The sequence below is a fragment of the Verrucosispora sp. SN26_14.1 genome (assembly GCF_004307965.1).
Classification (GTDB): domain Bacteria; phylum Actinomycetota; class Actinomycetes; order Mycobacteriales; family Micromonosporaceae; genus Micromonospora.
Genome location: NZ_SISL01000087.1, coordinates 1 through 17,392, shown reverse-complemented (window position 1 = coordinate 17,392; position 17,392 = coordinate 1). Strand labels below are relative to the sequence as shown.

The following is a 17,392-nucleotide window of genomic DNA, read 5'->3' as shown; positions in this document are numbered from 1 at the left end:
CCCGTCACCCCTCCGGCGACGGAGGGGTGACGGGCGGTCAGTGCAGAACTGCGAGCCGGCGCTTCAATTGATCAATGAATCGGTGGAGGATGTCGCTGGGAACCGCAACCTCTCTTCTTGGGTGGGTGCCTACGCGGATCGGAACGTGGCCTTTCGGCAACGACCAGCAGAGGCGAATTTCTCAGCGTGAAGCGGCGGATCCCGACGCCAAGTCCTAGGACAGGTCCGGACGACGAGGGGACCGGGATATGCCTCCACGTGCCAGCACGATTGTGGACCCGCGTTTCGCTGCTGAGTTGCGGCGGTTGCGTGAGGAGCGGGGGCTTTCTCTGCGACAGTTGGCCGCCGTTGTCAACCACGGCAAGAGCCTGATTCACCAGTTCGAGTCGGGGCAGACCAAACCCACCGTGGAGATCGCGGCCCGGCTGGACCGGGCGCTCCAGGCACAGGGAGCATTGGCCGGGATGGTGTCGACGGCTCCGGAGGTGGGGGAGCGGCTGGCATTTGCGGCGCTGCGGCCCCACCACGTCGATTCCGCTGCGGTCAACGCTCTCGGCAATCTCCTCGCGGGTTACCGCCTCTTGGAGGATGCCATCGGGTCTGGACCCGTGATGGGAGCGGTCCGGATGCAACTCGACACGGTGGTGTCCCTGCTGCGCGACGCACCTGTGGGGACGAGAGCCGAGATGGTGGACATGGCTGCTCAGTGGGCACAGTTCGCGGGATGGCTGGGTATCGCCCGAGGGGACGCGAGTGCGGCGACTACCTGGCATGCGCGGGCTCTGCAATGGGCGAACGAGGCCGGCAACAAGAATCTAGTCGCCACTGTGCTGTCGTTTCAGGGCCACCAAGCGGAGTGGCAGGGTGATCTGCCGGCAATGGTCGGACTGTCCCGCGCCGCTCGACGGGACGACAGCGTCGATGCTGCGCTGCGAGCCTACTGCGCAGGTCAGGAGGCTAGAGGATTGGCTATGGCGGGCGCGGCTGCCGCCGAAGTGAGTAGCTGCTTGGCCGAGGCGTCCGAGTTGGCCGACCAGGCTGCGGAGGGGCCATTGTCCCCGTGGGGCTACTGGTACACGCGGTCGTTCTTCGCCGTGCAGCACGGCATCGCGTGGCGCTACCTCGGCGCGACCGACAGCCGTGCGAACGACCGAGCGCTGGAATTGCTGATGACGGGTGTCGCAGGGGTGAGCGAGGAGGCGGCCGGAGCGGATTGGCACGGGCGCAACCTCGTGCACCTTGCCATCGCACAGGGGCAGGCTGGCGACCTGACAGCGGCCCGCGAGACGTTGGCAGCGGCGGATCAGATAGCCGTTGCCTCCGCGTCTCGACGGCTGACCAACGAGGTCATTGCGGCTGTCCGCGAACTCGCTCTGTCCGGCATGCCGTAGCGGACGAGGCGACTCGCTCGACTTGCTCTCCGTGATCTCAGGATGATCGAGGGTGACGGCGGCAGCAGTTATCATCCTCCATCCTCTTGCCGCCGCGCCCTCGTCGAAGGGCCGGGAAATGGGCAGCAGAGACCGTCGGGCATCAGCGAGCCGTGGCGAAGAGATCGAGGCGGCCGAGCGGGAGGCCGCAAAGCAGCGGATTCTCGATCTCGCCGAAGCGGAGCGGATACCGGCCGAGGAGACAACCCGCGTGCGTCGGGCCGGCCGGGGCCGTCGTGCGGAGTGAGGTGCCGATAGGGCGCCGCATGGCGCAGTGGCGGGTGCGGCGGCGAATGACCCAGCAGATGCTCGCCGATCGGCTGGGAAAGTCGAAGAGTTGGGTCGACAAGGTGGAGCGAGGTGCCCGTGCTCTCGACCGGTACCCCCTGATCGAGGAGATCGCGCGGGTCCTGCGGGTTGATCCCTCCGTGTTGCTTGGTCGCCACGTCGGTGGGCTCTCATCGACGGTCAGCGACAGAGCCGACGGGTTGGACGAGGTCTATGCCGTCGTCGCCTGCCATGACGTGTTTCGACCCAGCGCATCGAGCCGGTCGAGCGCTGTCGAAGAGGTTCGGCGACAGGTCACGCATGCCTGGTTGACCTATCACCACGCTCATTACCCGCAGGTGTTGCGGACTCTTCCGGAGCTGTTGGCGTCCGTGCAGCACACACATCGGTCCGATGTCCGGGCAGGAGTCGAACTCCTGGTGCAGGCGTACCGGATCACCTCGTTAGTGTCGGTGAAGATCGGCGAGGTCGCTCTGGCATGGCTGGTGGCAGACCGGGCAGTGACCGTCGCGAACCTCGATCCGTTGCTGGCGGCAACCGCTGCAATCCCACTCGGTCAAGCCTTACGGGCAGCAGGCCGGAACCAACTCGCGGTTGCGGTAACGATCGCTGCGGAACGCTGTCTCGACCAGGGGCAGGCGGGAGCGGGAGATCTGTCCGTGCGGGGCACGCTGTTGCTGCAAGCCGCGATGGCTGCTGCCGCCGCCTCGGACACGTCTGGTGCGGTGGCGTCGATCGAGCAGGCTGCTGGAATCGCCAACCGGATCCGAGACGGGGGTGCGGACTGCCACGTCACCTTCGGGATGACGGCAGTGGAGATGGCCCGAATGGTCGTGGCGACTGAACTCGGTGATGTCGGCGACGCTCTGTTCCGGCACGAGAACATCCTGCGACGGGGGTTGCTGCGGCGGTTGCCCGGGGAGTATCAGGCGGCCTACCTCCTCGACGCCACGCGGGCGTACCTCCAAGCGGGTGACATGCGGGGGGCCGGCCGCACGCTGGTCGAGGCGCATCGGACGGCACCGGCAGAGGTCCGGTGCCGTCCGCTGGCTCGTACGCTGATCGCCGAGATCGCCCGGGGCTCACCAGCAGCGGCCGACGTCGCGCGACTGGCGACGCTGGTCGGCGTGACGCGACGAACGCCGTGAATCGGGACCGGCCCTCGTTGAGACAGCCGTCGCCACGAGTGCCGTCTGTCGCCGGGGGCCGCGTCCGGGTCCCCGGCGACGGCGGCTCAGGCCTCGTCCTCGTCCGGGTCGAACTGCTCGCGGACGGCCTGCTCGACGGTCTTCGCGCCCAGCGTGGTGACCACCTGGTTGCGGACCGTGCAGCCGGCCCAGTAGGCGCCGGTGGGCTGCGAGCCCGTGATGCTCATGTAGTCGCCGTCCCACTTCGCGACGTCCTTGTTGACGGATTCGAGGTCGGCATCGCTCTTGAGGACGTGCGGGATGCCGTTCTTGCTGATGTACATGAAGTCCGTCGGCATGTAGATCGTCACGTCGTTCACCCCGGCGGCGGCCAGCAGCGTGCCCAGCGTGGTGACGTCGTGCCCGGTGTGGCAGACGAGGAACCAGAGCGTCCGGCCGCTGATGCCGGCCGGGGTGAACTTCGCCGTGACGTCCTGCACGAACTCGTCCAGCCAGCGCCCGCCGACCCAGGGCCGCTCCTCGTGGTGCCGGTCGTCGAGCGCGTAGCCGGAGTGGGCGAGGACGAGTACCGGCTCGCCGGGTGCGAGCGGGGGTGCGAGCGGGGTCTGCATCTCGGCGATCTTGCTGTTCAGCACGGACCGGGCGACGTGCGCCGCGACCGCCTCGTTGGCCTGCAGGCGCGTGAGGTCGGCCGCGAACACGCGGCTCAGCTTGCTCTTGCTCTCGATGATCCAGATCACCAGGAGGTCTCCCGTCGGTGAGGCGTGTCGCCCCAGGATGGGGTACCGCTGGTGATCACCCTGTCCGCGATCCGTTACCGATCAGTCGGGAACCGGTCGTGAGCGGCCATCGCCTCCTGCCGGTCGCCCTCCTCCCGCAGGATGGCGCAGTGCAGCCACGCCTCCGGGATGGCGAAGCCGTCCACCAGCGTGCGCATCTGCGGGCGCAGCTCCTTGAGCAGGCTGTTCACCACTGCGGTGATCGCCTTGGCGCGGGCCGGGGTGAGCCGGCCGTGCTCCAGGAACCATCCCTTGTGGGCCTCGATGACGCTGAGGGCGTACAGGTCGCAGACGCGGGAGAGCAGGGCCGCGACGGCCGGGTCGGTGGTGCGTTCGATGCCGGCGACGAACGCCTCCAGCGTGACCCGGTCGATGTGTGCGGAGGCGACGGTGAGGACGTGGTCCTGCACGTCGTTGAAGATGTCGAAGGGCCGGTCCCGCTTGCTGCTCGCGCCGTTGCGCAGCCGCCGGACGGCACCGTCGAGGAGGTGCTTCTCGCGGTCCTCGAAGACGGAGAGCTGCCAACCCCGGTCGGTGACGGCGACCTCCTCGTCCCGGCCGGGCACGGCGCTGACGAGCCGCTCGATGAGTGCCCGCGCGGCGGTACGCTCCAGCACCATCTCGCGGACCTGCTCGGCGACGAAGGACGCCCGCCCCCAGCCGTCCAGCGAACCGAACTCGTCCTTGTAACCGGTGAGCAGTCCCTTGGCCACCAGTTGCAGCAGGACCGTGTTGTCGCCCTCGAACGTGGTGAAGACGTCGGTGTCGGCCTTGAGGCCGGGCAGGCGGTTCTCGGCCAGGTAGCCGGCGCCGCCGCACGCCTCGCGGCACATCTGGATGGTCCGGGTGGCGTGCCAGGTCTGGGCGGCCTTGAGGCCGGCGGCCCGCGACTCCAGCTCCCGCTGCCGGTGCTCGTCGACCGGCTCGTCGCTGCCCTGCACCTCGTGGACGGCGGCCACCAGTTCGGCCTGGGCGAAGTGCAGCGCGTACGTGGTGGCCAGCGCGGGCAGCAGCTTGCGCTGGTGGGCCAGGTAGTCGTTGAGCAGCACCTCGCGGTCGGCGTCGGGCGTGCCGAACTGACGGCGGAGGTCGCCGTAGCGGACCGCGATGGTCAGCGCCGACTTGGTCGCCGCCGCCGCCGCGCCACCCACGCTGACCCGGCCCCGGACCAGGGTGCCGAGCATGGTGAAGAAGCGTCGGGCGTCGTCGGCGATCGGGCTGGCGTAGGTGCCGTCCGCCGCGACCTGGCCGTAGCGGTCCAGCAGCATGTCGCGCGGCACGCGCACGTGGTCGAAGCTGAGCCGTCCGTTGTCCACGCCGAGCAGCCCGGCCTTGGGGCCGGCGTCGCCGATGGTCACGCCGGGCATCGGGGTGCCGTCGGCGTCGCGGATCGGCACCAACCAGGCGTGTACGCCGTGCCGCTGCCCGCCGGTGATCAACTGCGCGAAGACCACCGCCATCCGCCCGTCCCGGGCGGCGTTGCCGATGTAGTCCTTGCGGGCGGCCTGGTGCGGCGTGTGCAGGTCGAAGGTCTGCGTCTCCGGGTCGTACGTGCAGGTGGTGCGCAGCTGCTGGACGTCCGAGCCGTGACCGGTCTCGGTCATCGCGAAGCAGCCGAGGAGGTCGCCCGCGACGATGTCCCGGAGGTGGGCGTCGTGGTGCCGGCGGGTGCCGAGCGCCAGCACCGCCCCGCCGAACAGTCCCCACTGCACGCCCGCCTTGACCATCAGCGAGAGGTCGACCTGCGCCAGCATCTCGCTGGCCACGATCGAGGCGCCGATGTCGCCACGGCCGCCGTACTCGGTGGGGAAGGCCGTCGCCATACCCATCTCGGCGGGTAGCTCGGGGAGCAGCCGGCTGATCCGATCCCGGGCCTGCTCGCTGCTCTCCCCATAGACCGGGAGGAAGCGGTCGTCGAGCTTGTTCCGGTGTGCGTCGCGGACCTCGGCCCACGGCCCGTCGAGGACCTTCCGCAGGTGGGCGACGTCGACGGGGTCGGAAGCGGAACGGGTCACGGCTACCTCTACAGACGTCGTCATGGTCGGTTTGTACCCAATCAAGGGTACAAACCTGCCGGTCGGCGCAGGTGACCGTCGTCACGATGCCCGATACGCGACGCCGCTCAGCCCGGCAGCCGACCCGCCTCGATGATCCGGGCCAGGAACTGCCGGGTACGCGGCTGCGTCGGCGCCCCGAACACCTGGGCCGGCGGGCCGGACTCGACCACCCGGCCGCCGTCGAGGAAGCAGACCTGGTCGGCCACGTCCCGGGCGAAGCTCATCTCGTGCGTGGCCAGCACCATGGTCATGCCGTCGGTCTTGAGGTCGCGGATCATCGTGAGCACCTCGCCGACCAGCTCCGGGTCGAGCGCCGAGGTGACCTCGTCGAGCAGCAGCAGCCGGGGCGAGTTGGCCAGCGCCCGCACGATCGCCACCCGCTGCTGCTGGCCGCCGGAGAGCCGATCCGGGTACGCGTCGGCCCGGTCCCCGAGCCCCACCCGTTCCAGCAGCTCCCGGGCGTGCGCCTCGGCGTCGGCCCGGGACCGCCCGTGCACCCGGCGCGGGGCCAGCGTCACGTTGTCCAGCACGCTCAGATGCGGGAAGAGGTTGTACGACTGGAAGACCATGCCGATGCGGCGGCGTACCCGGTCCGGGTCCACGCCCGGGGCGGTGATCTCCTCGCCGTCCAGCTCGATCGTCCCGTCGTGCAGTTCCTCCAGCAGGTTGACGCAGCGCAGCAGCGTCGACTTGCCGGAGCCGGAGGCCCCGATCAACGCCACCACCCGGTGCTCGGCCACGGTCAGGTCCAGCGAGTCCAGCACCACCCGCCCACCGAACTCCTTGCGCAGCCCCCGACACCGCAACACGTCCACGGTCAGCCTCCGGACTGGCGTCGGGCCGCCCGCAACGTCACCTGGTCGGTGACCGCGATCAGCGGGATGGCGAGCAGGACGAAGAGCACCCCGGCCACGATGTACGGCGTGTAGTTGAACGTCTGGGCGGTGGCGATCTGCGCGGCCCGTACCGCGTCGATCGGCCCGGCCAGGGACACCAGCCCGACGTCCTTCTGCAACGCCACCACGTCGTTGAGCAGCGGCGGCGCCACCCGCCGGACCGCCTGCGGCAGCACCACGTGCCGCATCGTCTGCCGATAGGTGAGCCCCAGCGAGCGGGCCGCCGCGAGCTGGCTGGAGTGCACCGACTCGATGCCGGCGCGGAACACCTCGGCCAGGTACCCGCCGTAGGTGAGCACCAGCGCCAACCCGCCCAGCACCAGCACCGGCGGCATGCCCTGCAACCGCAGTCCCGGCACGCCGAGGGTGAGCACGTACAGCACGATGATCAGCGGCAGGCCGCGGAACGTGTACGTGTAGCCCGCCGCGAGCGCCCGGATCGGGAAGAACACCGGCCCGCGCAACGTCCGCAGGACGGCGATCAGCAGCCCGAGCAGCAGTGCGCCGATCGCGCAGCAGACCAGCAGGCGGACGTTGAGCCAGAGCCCGGTGAGCACCCGGGGCAGCGCGTCCCGGGCGATCTCCGGATCGAGGAACGACTCGCGTACCCGGTCCCAGCCCGGTGCCCCGGTCACCGCGACCGCCAGCAGCGTGCCGATCGCCGCCGTGGAGGCGGCGGCGACCAGCACGCTCAGCACGGTCTGCCGACGGCGGTACGCGTCCCGGGCCCGCTGCGCGGGCGACGGGTCGTGGGTGAGGGTGCTCACGTGAGTTCGGGTGCCCCCGCCACCTGGGCGAGCCACTGCTGCTCCAACTGCTTCAGCACGCCGTCACCGGAGAGCTGACCGATCGCTCCGCTGACGCAGCCGGTCAGCGGGGAGTCCTTGTCCAGCAGCAGCCCGAACGCCTCCGGCGAGCCCACCTGGGGGAACTGCCCGACGATCACCGCGTCGTCGATCTCGGCCGAGGTGATGTAGAACGCGGTGGGCAGGTCCACCACCAGCCCGTCGATCTGCCCGTTCTGCAGGGCCTTCTTGGCGTCGTCGTTGCTGTTGTAGACCTGCGGTTCGACGGTCGGCTTCACCAGGTCGGTGATCGCCTGGTAGCTGGTCGTGCCGACCTGGGCGCCGAGCTTGGCGTTCCGCAGGTCGGCCAGGGACTTCTTGCCCGCGATCGGGGACGACTTCAGCGCGATGACCGACTGCCGCACCAGGTAGTACGGCGCCGAGAAGTCCACCGCCCGCTTGCGCTCGTCGGTGATGGAGAACTGGTTGATGTCGAAGTCGAACTCCTTCGGCCCGGGCGCGACGGCGGTCTCGAACTTGACCCGGGTCCAGACCACGTCCGCGCGGGCGAACCCGAGCTTCTCGGCCACCGCGTACGCCACGGCGGACTCGAAACCCTCGCCGTTGTCGGGCTTGTCGTCGACGAACCACGGCTGGTACGCGGGCTCGTCCGTGGCGATGGTGAGCTTGCCCGGCGTGCGGGTGACCAGGCTCTCCTTGTCGCACGCGGCGGACGCGGTGGGCTGGGGGGCGGGTGCGGATTCGGGCGCGCAGGCGCTGACCGCGAGCAGGACCGAGCCGGCGGCCGCGAGCGCGAGGAGGCGAGGAGTGCTGACCATGGCGCACAGCGTACGACCCGCATCGGCGGACGTCGAAGGGGTGTCCCACCATGTCGGTAGGGAATTCGGGTCCCGCCCAGCGGTCGGCACCGGACCCGTGGTCACGGCGACCGAGGGCGACTGAGAGAATCCGATTCCGTGAAGACGTTCGAGGAGTTGTTCGCCGAGCTGCAGGCCAAGGCCGCCGCCGGCACCCCGGGCTCCGGCACGGTCGCCGCCCTGGAGAAGGGTGTGCACTTCATCGGCAAGAAGGTCGTCGAGGAGGCGGCCGAGTCGTGGATGGCCGCCGAGCACGAGGGGCCCGAGCGCACCGCCGAGGAGATCTCCCAGCTGCTCTACCAGGTCCAGGTGCTGATGCTGGCCAGCGGTCTCGACCTGAAGGACGTCTACCGACATCTGTGAGTGCCCCGCCGTCGACCTCAACCCGATCGAAGGAGCACTCCGTCATGCTGCGTGTCGCCGTACCCAACAAGGGCGCCCTGGCCGAGTCGGCCGCCAAGATGCTGCGCGAGGCGGGCTACCGCCAGCGCACCGACCCCAAGGACCTCGTCTGCCGGGACGAACCCAACGACATCGAGTTCTTCTACCTGCGGCCGAAGGACATCGCCACCTACGTCGGCTCCGGTGACCTGGACGTCGGCATCACCGGCCGGGACCTGCTGATCGACTCCGGCGCGCCGGCCGAGGAGATCGTCGACCTCAACTTCGGGCGGGCCACCTTCCGCTTCGCCGCCCGCCCCGACGACGTCGACGACGTCCGGGAACTCGGCGGCCACCGGATCGCCACCGCGTACCCGGGCCTGGTCGAGCGGCACCTGGCCGAGCTGGGCGTGAAGGCCGAGGTTACCCGGCTCGACGGGGCGGTGGAGAACGCCATCCGGCTCGGCGTCGCCGACGTGGTCGCCGACGTGGTCGAGACCGGCGCCACCCTGCGCCAGGCCGGGCTGGTGGTCTTCGGCGAGCCGCTGCTGCGCTCGTCGGCGGTCCTGGTCCGTCGCGCCGGCGCCACCTCCCACCCGCAGGCCGAGCAGTTGCTGCGCCGGCTGCACGGGGTGCTGGTGGCCCGCCGCTACGTGATGCTCGCCTACGACGTACCAGCCGGTCTGCTGGACCGGGCCAGCTCGCTGACCCCCGGCATCGAGTCGCCGACCGTCTCGCCGCTGCACCGGGAGGGCTGGGTGGCGGTGCAGGCCATGGTGCTCCGCGACGACGTACACCAGATCATGGACGAGCTCTACGACCTCGGCGCCCGAGCGATCCTGGTCACCAACATCCACGCCTGCCGGCTGTGAGACCGCGCCCGGCGGCGCTGGCGCTCGCCCTGGTCACCCTCGGCGGCGTCGCGTCGGCGGCGCAGGGCGCGGTCAACGCCGAGTTGGGGCAGCGGACCGGCAACGCCACCCTGGGCGCGGTCGTCAACAACCTCGGCGGCTGCCTGCTGGTGCTGGTCGGGCTGCTGGTGCTGCCGTCCATGCGGACCGGGCTCGTCGCGCTGCGGCGGGCCCGGATGCCCTGGTGGTCGTACCTCGGCGGGCTGGGCGGCGCGGCCATCGTGGTGCTCGCCGCCTACGCCGTTCCGGTGCTCGGCGTCGCGGTCTTCACCATCGCCCAGGTCGCCGGCAGCAGCCTCGGTGGGCTGGCCTCGGACCGGACCGGCCTGGCCCCGGTGGGCCGGCTGCCGCTCACCCCGTCCCGGGTCGCCGGGGCGCTGCTCGGGGTGGCCGCGGTGGCGCTGGCCCAGACCGGTCGACCCATCGGTGACCTGGCCGTCGGCGTGCTCCTGCTCGCCGTGCTCGGCGGTGTCGCCGTCGCGTTGCAGGCCGCGCTCAACGGCCGGATCTCCGCCGCCGGTTCGGCCGCCGCCGGGGTCGCGGTCAACTTCGTCGTGAGTACGCCGGCGGTGCTGCTCGTCGCCGCACTGGCCGGCGCCTTCACCGGCCCGTCCGTCAGCTGGCCGAGCGGTTGGCACCTCTACACCGGCGGCCTGCTCGGCGTCGGCATCGTCGCCGCCCTGGTGATCGGTGTCCGCGCGGCCGGCGTCCTGCGCACCGGCCTGGCCCTGGTCGGCGGCCAACTCGTCGGCGCCCTGCTCCTGGACGTGCTGCTGCCGCAGGGCCCCGGCGCCCGGCTACCGGTCCTGGCCGGTGCCGTGCTCACGCTGCTCGCCGTCCTGGTCGCCGGCCGAGGCCCCCGCGCCGCCACCGCCCCCGCCACCGGCACCCCACCTCCGCCCCCGGCTCCACGTGCCTACCCGGTCGCCGAGGTCGGGCCCGGTGGGGACGACGGTGTGGTCCGTGTGGCGCCGGACGACGTGCCGGGGCCGGATGGCAAACTGGGGACATGAGTGAGCGGCGGGACGCGACGCAGGTCAGTGCCGGCACGAGCGAACGCGAGCCGGCGGACGGCACCGAGCGGATCCGCCTGCGACCGCGCCGCATCCGGCTGGTCTGCTGGATCTCGGCAGCCGTACTCGTCGTCGTCTTCGCGCTGATCGCCACCACGCTGACCGGCCCGACCGGCAACGGCTACGGCAGCTTCCAGCGCGGCGACCAGTTCGCCATGATCGGGCTCGGCGTCCTCTTCGCCCTCGGCACACTGCTGTTCACCCGCCCCCGGGTCGAGGCAGACGCCCACCGCATCCGGGTCCGCAACATCATCGGCTCGTACGAGCTGCCCTGGGAGGTCGTCCGCGGCGTACGCTTCGACCGCGGCGCACCGTGGGCCGCCCTGGAGCTCTACGACGACGACCTGCTGCCCGTGGTCGCCCTCCAGGCCGCCGACAAGCAACTCGCCGTCGACGGAGTCCGTGCCCTGCGTCGCCTGCACCAGGCGCACCTGACCGCCGTCGCCGACCGCGCCACCCGCTGACCCGCCCCCACCTCCGTCCCGACCGGTCCCCGGCCAGCCCCAGGCCGTCCCGATCGATCCAGGCCGTCGCGTTCCGTGCGCGCCGTCTCGTGCCGTTTCGTTCCGTGCGTGCCGTCTCCCTCCGGGCTTAGCGTCTCGTTCGGTTCGGGCCGTCTCAGTCGGTCTCGGCCGTCTCGGTCCCTCTCAGTCGGTGCTGGCCGTGTCGTTCCGTGCGGGTGGTCTCGATCCGTCCTGGCCGTTGACCTGTCCCGCCTGGTCACCCCTCGCCACGTCGACCGGTCCGCAACGCCGCCGGTCGCTGTCGAGCTGAGGGCGTCAACGGATCGCCTCGTCTTCGGTTCATGGGTGATGGCGTTGACGGTTCAGGTCGATAGGGCGGGGTCCGAGTGACTGTTCGTCGCGTCCTTTGGAGCTGAGGGCGTCAACGGGTCGCTGCGTCCTCGGTTCTTGGCGATGGCGTCGACGGTTCAGCTCGACAGGGCGCGAACTCGGGTTCCTGACCGTGGCACCGGCGGGGGAGTGCACCAGTCCCGGCGCGGGAAGAGCCCGCGCACGGTCGAGCCGGCACAGGGGCGGGTCGGTTTGGGGGCCCGGTTACCCGCGGTGTAGTGTGGTCGAGTCGACCAGGCTGTCCGCGTTGCGCGGGCGGCCATGAAAGTGGGGCGCCTGCTCCCACCCGAGTTGCCGACTACGGCGGCCGGGTCCGGTCTCCGGTTCCGGGCATGTCCCGGGCCGGGATGCGCGATCCTGTGATCGTGCCGACCGGTCGAGCGGGCCCTGGCATGTGCCGGGGCCTTCTGCTTTCCGGGTCGGCTCCCAACCGGGAGCCGCAGGGTCGGACACGCATGAAGAACCGACTCGAGGAGGCCCCATCAGCGTCGAACCACGCGTGAACGAGCAGATCCGGGCACGTGAGGTCCGACTGGTCGGCCCCGAGGGTGAGCAGGTGGGCATCGTCCCGCTGGAGCGCGCCCTTCAGCTGGCCGCGGACGTCGATCTGGACCTGGTCGAGGTTGCGCCCATGGCGCGCCCGCCGGTGTGCAAGCTCATGGACTTCGGCAAGTTCAAGTACGAGAGCGCACTCAAGGCGCGCGAAGCGCGGCGTAACCAGCAGCAGACCGTCATCAAGGAGATGAAGCTCCGGCCGAAGATCGATCCGCACGACTACGAGACCAAGAAGGGTCACGTGGTGCGGTTCCTCAAGGCCGGCGACAAGGTCAAGGTGACGATCATGTTCCGCGGTCGCGAGCAGAGCCGCCCGGAGCTGGGCTACCGGCTCCTGCGCCGGCTCGAGAGCGAGATCTCGGAGCTGGGGTACGTCGAGGCCGCTCCCAAGCAGGACGGTCGAAACATGATCATGGTGCTCGCGCCGCACCGCGCCACCAAGGCCGCCGCGGTCGCCGCGGTCGCCTCCCGGGGCGGGGCGCCCCGGGACCGGGCAGCGGATGAGTCCGCCGCGCCGGAGGCCGGCGAGACCGCAGCAGCCGGTGACACCGGCACCGTCGCCGACAACAGCGGCGAGTAACAGGGGAGAAGACGTTCCACATGCCGAAGATGAAGAGCCACACGGGGACGGGCAAGCGGGTTCGCGTGACCGCCAAGGGCAAGATCATGAAGCAGCAGGCCGGTCTGCGTCACAACCTGGAGAAGAAGCCCTCCACCCGTACCCGGCGGCTGACGGGCCTGGTCGAGGTCGCCAAGTCCGACGTCAAGCGCCTCAAGAAGCTGCTCGGCCGCTGACGCGCGCCAACCTGAGTCCAAGAAGGAGTTGAGATGGCACGCGTCAAGCGGGCTGTGAATGCCCAGAAGAAGCGTCGTACCCTGCTGGAGACCGCGAGCGGTTACCGCGGTCAGCGCTCCCGGCTGTACCGCAAGGCCAAGGAGCAGGTGCTGCACTCGATGCAGTACGCCTACCGGGACCGTCGCGACCGCAAGGGCGACTTCCGGCAGCTGTGGATCCAGCGGATCAACGCGGGTGCCCGTGCCAACGGGATGACCTACAACCGCCTGATCCAGGGCCTCCGCCTGGCCGGCATCGAGGTCGACCGCAAGATCCTGGCCGACATGGCGGTCCACGACGCTTCGTCGTTCGCGGCGATCGTCGAGCTGGCCCGGGCCGCGGTCAAGGCCGAGGGCACCGGCGGCGCGCCGGCTCAGGCCGCCTGATCCCCGCACAACGCAGTGAGGCGTCCCCACGACCGGGGGCGCCTCGCGCGTGTGTGGTGAGGACGAGATGACCTTCACACCGCGTACCCCCAGGGTGGTCGCCGCCCGCCGACTCCAGCGCCGCCGGGACCGCGAGGCCACCGGCCGGTTCCTGGCCGAGGGGCCGCAGGCGGTCCGCGAGGCACTGGCCCGCCCGCGTACGGTGCGCGAGCTGTTCGGTACGCCGACCGCTCTCGACCGGTACGCCGACCTCGCGGCAGCCGCGGCCCGCGACGACGTACCCGTCTCCGAGGTGACCGAGGAGGCGCTCGCCGCGCTCGCCGAGACCGTCGCGCCGCAGGGCCTGGTCGCCGTCTGCGAGCACGTCGACGTACCCCTGGAGACCGCTCTGGCCGGACGGCCGCGCCTGGTCGCGGTCCTCGCCGGTATCCGTGACCCGGGCAACGCCGGCACCGTGCTGCGGACCGCCGACGCGGCCGGGGCCGCCGTGGTGGTCTTCGCCGGGGAGGCGGTCGACCCGTACAACGGCAAGTGTGTCCGGTCCTCGGCCGGCAGCCTGTTCCACGTCGACGTGGTCCGCGAACGCGACCCCGCCGAGGTGGTCGACGCGGTGCGGTCCGCCGGGCTGACCGTGCTCGCCGCCACCGGGCACGGCGCCGACGACCTCGACGACCTGGCCGACGCCGGTCGGCTCGCCGCGCCCACGGCCTGGCTGTTCGGCTCCGAGGCGCACGGCCTCCCCGCCGAGCTGGCCGGGGCCGCCGACGCCCGGGTCCGGGTGCCGCTGCACGGGCGGGCGGAGAGCCTCAACCTGGCTGCGGCGGCGGCCGTCTGCCTGTACGCTTCGGCGAGAGCACAGCGCTGACCTCCGGTCAGGCGCACCGCACGAGTAGGCACCGCACGAGACATGCCGTGCGACAAGACTCAGCACAAGGAGAGCGGCCCCCATGGTGAACGCGACCGGGCGTTCCTTTAGCCAGCCCGCCGGTGTCGGCGGGCGGCGGGCCTGACCTGCTCCCCACGCGACTCCCACCGGCGGGCTGCGGCGTAGCCGCGCGTCCGTAGACTCGCTTCGCCGCCCGTGAGGGCCGGCACCGCCGTGAGGGAGTGCCCGTACGCCATGAGCTACCGCAACGATCCGTACGACCCGAAGCAGGTCGCCCTGCTCGACCCGGCCGCCCTGGCCGAGGCCGTGTCCGAGGCCGAGAAGGCGTTCGCCGCCGCCGGTGACCCCGACGCGCTGGCCGTGGTGCGCCCGGCGCACCTCGGTGACCGCGCCCCGGTCTCGCTGGCCCGCCGGGAGATCGGCGCGCTGCCGCCGGCCGCCAAGTCCGACGCCGGCAAACGGGTCAACGAGGCCCGCCGCGCCATCGAGCAGGCCCACGCCGCCCGCGCCGAGGTGCTGGAGCGCGAACAGGCCGAGCGGGTGCTGGTGGAGGAGCGCGTCGACGTGACGTTGCCCCACGACCGGCGGCCGCGCGGCTCCCGACACCCGGTCAGCCTGGTGACCGAGCAGATCAGCGATCTGTTCGTCGGGATGGGCTACGAGGTGGCCGAGGGCCCCGAGGTCGAGTTGGAGTGGACCAACTTCGACGCGTTGAACATCGGGCCGGACCACCCGGCGCGCGGTCTGATGGACACCTTCCACATCGCACCCGCCACGGAGTCCGGGCTGGTCCTGCGGACCCACACCTCGCCGGTGCAGGCGCGGACCATGCTGACCCGCAAGCCGCCGATCTATGTGGTCGTGCCCGGCCGGGTCTATCGCACCGACGAGTTGGACGCCACCCACGCGCCCGTCTTCCACCAGGTCGAGGGCCTGGTGGTGGACAAGGGCATCACCATGGCCCACCTGCGCGGCACCCTGGACCACTTCGCCCAGGCGATGTTCGGCGCGGGGGCGCGGACCCGCTTCCGGCCGCACTACTTCCCGTTCACCGAGCCGTCGGCCGAGTTCGACGTCTGGTTCCCGGAGCACCGCGACGGCCCCCGGTGGGTGGAGTGGGGCGGCTGCGGCATGGTCAACCCCCGGGTGTTGCGCGCCTGCGGCATCGACCCGGAGGTCTACTCGGGGTTCGCCTTCGGCATGGGCATCGACCGCACGGTGATGTTCCGGCACGGGGTCAGCGACATGCGGGACATGGCCGAAGGCGACGTGCGGTTCACCCGCGCGTTCGGGGCCGGTGTGTAGGGCGACGGGTACGAGTCACGGAGACGGTGGTCACAAGTCATGCGAGTTTCTGTCAGTTGGCTGCGGGAGTACGTCGATCTCCCGGCCGACCTGCCCGCCGCCGACCTGGAGCGGGCCCTGGTCGACCTCGGTATCGAGGTCGAGTCGATCGTGGACCTGGCCGACACGGTCCAGGGGTCGCTGGTGGTCGGTGAGGTCCTCGAGATCGAGGAGCTGACCGGCTTCAAGAAGCCGATCCGGTTCTGCCGGGTCGACGTCGGGGCCGCCAACGGCACCGGCGAGCCGCAGGAGATCGTCTGCGGGGCGCGCAACTTCGCCCCCGGCGACCGGGTGGTGGTGATCCTGCCCGGCGGCGTCCTGCCGGGTGGCTTCGCGATCGGCGCCCGCAAGACGTACGGGCGCAACTCCAACGGCATGATCTGCTCGGAGCGTGAGCTGGGCCTCGGCGACGACCACGACGGCATCGTGGTGCTGCCCGAGGGCACCGCCGGCAAGCCCGGCGACGACGCCCGCCCGGTGGTCGGCCTCGACGACGTCGTGGTCGAGGTGGAGATCACCCCGGACCGGGGCTACCAGATGTCGCTGCGGGGGCTGGCCCGGGAGTTGGCGCTCGCCCTCGGGGTGAACTTCCGGGATCCTGGTCTGGTGCCCGCGCCGGCCGGCACCGCCGACCCGGCGTACCCGGTCGAGGTCCGGGACACGGTCGGCTGCGACCGGTTCGCGGCCCGGCTGGTGCGCGGCGTGGACCCGACCGCACCGAGCCCCGAGTGGATGCAGCGGCGGCTCACCCTCGCCGGCATCCGCACCATCTCCCTGCCGGTCGACATCACCAACTACGTGATGCTGGAAACCGGCCAGCCGATGCACGCCTTCGACGCGGACCGGATCACCGGTGCGCTGGTGGTTCGACGGGCCGAGGCGGGCGAGAAGCTGACCACGCTCGACGGGGTGACCCGGGTGCTCGCGCCGGAGGACATGGTCATCTGCGACACCGGGGCGCCGAACCCGCTCGCCGGCGAGGGCGTGCCGATCTCGCTCGCCGCCGTGATGGGCGGCGAGACCAGCGAGGTGGTGCCCGGCACCGTCAACGTGCTGTTCGAGGCCGCGCACTGGGACCCGGTGATGGTCGGGCGCACCGCCCGCCGGCACAAGCTGTTCAGCGAGGCCGCCAAGCGGTGGGAGCGGGGCGTCGACCCGGCCCTGCCGCTGGTCGCGCTGGACCGGGCGGTGCGGCTGCTCACCGAGTACGCGGGCGGCACCGTCGCCGACGAGGTGCTCGACATCGACCACGTCGCACCGCGTACGCCGGTGGTGCTGCCGGTCGACCTGCCCACCCGGCGGGTCGGCGTGGAGTACCCGCCGGCCCGGGTGGTGGCCCTGCTGGAGCAGGTCGGGTGCACCGTCGCCCGGGGTGCCGACCGGCTCGCCGAGGACGCGGGCGAGGTGGGTGCCGTCGGCGGTGTCGAGGCGCTCAGCGTCACCCCGCCCACCTGGCGGCCCGACCTGACCGATCCGGCCGACCTGGTCGAGGAGGTGGCCCGCCTCGACGGGTACGACAAGGTGCCGTCGGTGTTGCCGACCGCGCCGCCCGGGCGGGGGTTGACCGCGCGGCAGCGCCGTCACCGCGCGGTGTGCCGCTCGCTTGCCGAACGCGGCTTCGTCGAGGTGCTGGCGCACCCGTTCGTGGCGACCGAGCTGGCCGACCAGCTCGGGCTGCCCGCCGACGACCCGCGTCGCCAGGCGGTCCGGTTGGCCAACCCGCTCTCCGAGGAGGAGCCGCTGCTGCGGACCACGCTGCTCGGCCCGCTGCTCGGCATCGTCCGCCGCAACCTCGGTCGTGGTCTGCGTGACCTGGCGCTCTACGAGACCGGCGCGGTCTTCCGCGCGCGTCCGGGTGCCGGCCGACCGCCGGTCATGGGCGTCGACCTGTCTGTTATAAACATCT

The 17,392-nt window shown here is 71.3% G+C and carries 17 protein-coding genes; 12 read left to right on the top strand and 5 right to left on the bottom strand.

Going from position 1 to position 17,392, the window contains the following annotated elements; all coding sequences use genetic code 11:
* The first annotated feature begins 248 nt into the window (after window positions 1–248).
* Window positions 249–1,391 (top strand): helix-turn-helix domain-containing protein, encoded by a 1,143-nt coding sequence (locus EYA84_RS11210; RefSeq protein WP_131052973.1) that lies wholly within the window; start codon window positions 249–251, stop codon window positions 1,389–1,391.
* Window positions 1,392–1,696: 305 nt separating this feature from the next.
* A complete protein-coding gene (locus EYA84_RS11200; RefSeq protein WP_131052971.1) occupies window positions 1,697–2,866 on the top strand; it encodes a helix-turn-helix domain-containing protein in 1,170 nt (389 codons plus the stop codon).
* Between the two features lie 86 nt (window positions 2,867–2,952).
* Here EYA84_RS11200 and EYA84_RS11195 read toward each other — a convergent pair whose 3' ends face one another.
* The 5 genes from EYA84_RS11195 to EYA84_RS11175 form a co-directional block, all read right to left on the bottom strand.
* Complete coding sequence (locus EYA84_RS11195) at window positions 2,953–3,606, bottom strand: hypothetical protein (RefSeq protein ID WP_131052970.1); 654 nt, start codon at window positions 3,604–3,606, stop codon at window positions 2,953–2,955.
* Between the two features lie 74 nt (window positions 3,607–3,680).
* The gene (locus EYA84_RS11190) at window positions 3,681–5,684 is read right to left on the bottom strand and encodes an acyl-CoA dehydrogenase (RefSeq protein WP_131052969.1); all 2,004 of its coding nucleotides are present in this window, start codon (window positions 5,682–5,684) and stop codon (window positions 3,681–3,683) included.
* Between the two features lie 83 nt (window positions 5,685–5,767).
* A complete protein-coding gene (locus EYA84_RS11185; protein ID WP_131052968.1) occupies window positions 5,768–6,517 on the bottom strand; it encodes an amino acid ABC transporter ATP-binding protein in 750 nt (249 codons plus the stop codon).
* 2 nt (window positions 6,518–6,519) lie between these two features.
* On the bottom strand, window positions 6,520–7,365 hold the full coding sequence (locus EYA84_RS11180) for an amino acid ABC transporter permease (protein ID WP_131052967.1): 846 nt from the start codon (window positions 7,363–7,365) through the stop codon (window positions 6,520–6,522).
* Entirely contained in the window at window positions 7,362–8,222 is an 861-nt protein-coding gene (locus EYA84_RS11175) for an ABC transporter substrate-binding protein (RefSeq protein WP_131052966.1), read from the bottom strand. The genes EYA84_RS11180 and EYA84_RS11175 overlap by 4 nt, the downstream gene beginning before the upstream one ends.
* Window positions 8,223–8,342: 120 nt before the next feature.
* Between EYA84_RS11175 and EYA84_RS11170 the strand changes: the two genes are divergently transcribed.
* The 10 genes from EYA84_RS11170 to pheT all read left to right on the top strand — a co-directional run.
* Window positions 8,343–8,624 carry a phosphoribosyl-ATP diphosphatase gene (locus EYA84_RS11170; RefSeq protein WP_217706071.1) on the top strand — a complete coding sequence of 94 codons (282 nt, stop codon included), beginning with the start codon at window positions 8,343–8,345 and terminating at the stop codon, window positions 8,622–8,624.
* 44 nt (window positions 8,625–8,668) lie between these two features.
* Window positions 8,669–9,514: an ATP phosphoribosyltransferase gene (gene hisG / locus EYA84_RS11165; protein WP_131052965.1), complete on the top strand. Its 846-nt coding sequence runs from the start codon at window positions 8,669–8,671 to the stop codon at window positions 9,512–9,514.
* Window positions 9,511–10,566, top strand: a complete 1,056-nt coding sequence (locus EYA84_RS11160; protein WP_131052964.1) for a DMT family transporter — start codon at window positions 9,511–9,513, stop codon at window positions 10,564–10,566. The genes hisG and EYA84_RS11160 overlap by 4 nt, the downstream gene beginning before the upstream one ends.
* On the top strand, window positions 10,563–11,090 hold the full coding sequence (locus EYA84_RS11155; protein WP_131052963.1) for a PH domain-containing protein: 528 nt from the start codon (window positions 10,563–10,565) through the stop codon (window positions 11,088–11,090). The genes EYA84_RS11160 and EYA84_RS11155 overlap by 4 nt, the downstream gene beginning before the upstream one ends.
* Before the next feature lie 889 nt (window positions 11,091–11,979).
* Entirely contained in the window at window positions 11,980–12,615 is a 636-nt protein-coding gene (gene infC / locus EYA84_RS11150; protein WP_131052962.1) for a translation initiation factor IF-3, read from the top strand.
* Window positions 12,616–12,635: 20 nt separating this feature from the next.
* Window positions 12,636–12,830, top strand: coding sequence for a 50S ribosomal protein L35 (gene rpmI / locus EYA84_RS11145; protein WP_131052961.1), 195 nt, complete (start codon window positions 12,636–12,638; stop codon window positions 12,828–12,830).
* Window positions 12,831–12,863: 33 nt separating this feature from the next.
* Complete coding sequence (gene rplT / locus EYA84_RS11140; protein WP_131052960.1) at window positions 12,864–13,256, top strand: 50S ribosomal protein L20; 393 nt, start codon at window positions 12,864–12,866, stop codon at window positions 13,254–13,256.
* A gap of 67 nt (window positions 13,257–13,323) precedes the next feature.
* On the top strand, window positions 13,324–14,121 hold the full coding sequence (locus tag EYA84_RS11135) for an RNA methyltransferase (RefSeq protein ID WP_131052959.1): 798 nt from the start codon (window positions 13,324–13,326) through the stop codon (window positions 14,119–14,121).
* Between the two features lie 255 nt (window positions 14,122–14,376).
* Window positions 14,377–15,447, top strand: coding sequence for a phenylalanine--tRNA ligase subunit alpha (gene pheS / locus EYA84_RS11130; protein ID WP_131052958.1), 1,071 nt, complete (start codon window positions 14,377–14,379; stop codon window positions 15,445–15,447).
* A 39-nt stretch (window positions 15,448–15,486) separates the two neighbouring features.
* Window positions 15,487–17,392, top strand: a 1,906-nt coding sequence (gene pheT / locus EYA84_RS11125) for a phenylalanine--tRNA ligase subunit beta (protein WP_131052957.1), incomplete at its 3' end; no start/stop codon positions are given.